At 61.3% G+C, this 390-nt stretch carries 1 protein-coding gene; it reads right to left on the minus strand.

Features of this window, described 5'->3' with window-relative positions:
* A partial coding sequence (locus HU806_RS26290; protein WP_186615817.1) for an RHS repeat-associated core domain-containing protein occupies positions 1 to 390 on the minus strand: 390 nt, incomplete at both ends.

Below are 390 nucleotides of genomic sequence, written 5' to 3' on the forward strand. Positions count from 1 at the left end.
GCTTTTTACACCCATCGCCCGGGCAAGTTTCCAACCCCAACGGATCCACCCACCCCGTCGGGTTCAGGGTGTACCGATACCCGTTGAGCCCACCCTTGAGCTTGCTCGGGTCGGGTGTGAGATACCGTCCCGTCTCCGGATTGTAGTACCGGTGCCGGTTGTAGTGCAGGCCGCTTTCCCGGTCGTGGTATTGCCCTTGAAAACGCAGCGGTTGATGCAGTCTCGGGCCGTTGCCGTGGCGCAGTTCGGTGAGTTTGCCATAGCCGTTGTAGCGCGCCGCCCAAACCACTTCGCCTTGATGACTGGTCAGTTCCTGGGGCGTGCCGAGGTGGTCGAGGTGGTAGTAGAACGGTGTGGCTTTTTCTGGGCCTTCGCCTTCGAGCAGGGCGA

This window comes from Pseudomonas sp. SWRI154, assembly GCF_014268645.1.
GTDB classification, from domain to species: Bacteria; Pseudomonadota; Gammaproteobacteria; order Pseudomonadales; family Pseudomonadaceae; genus Aquipseudomonas; species Aquipseudomonas marvdashtae.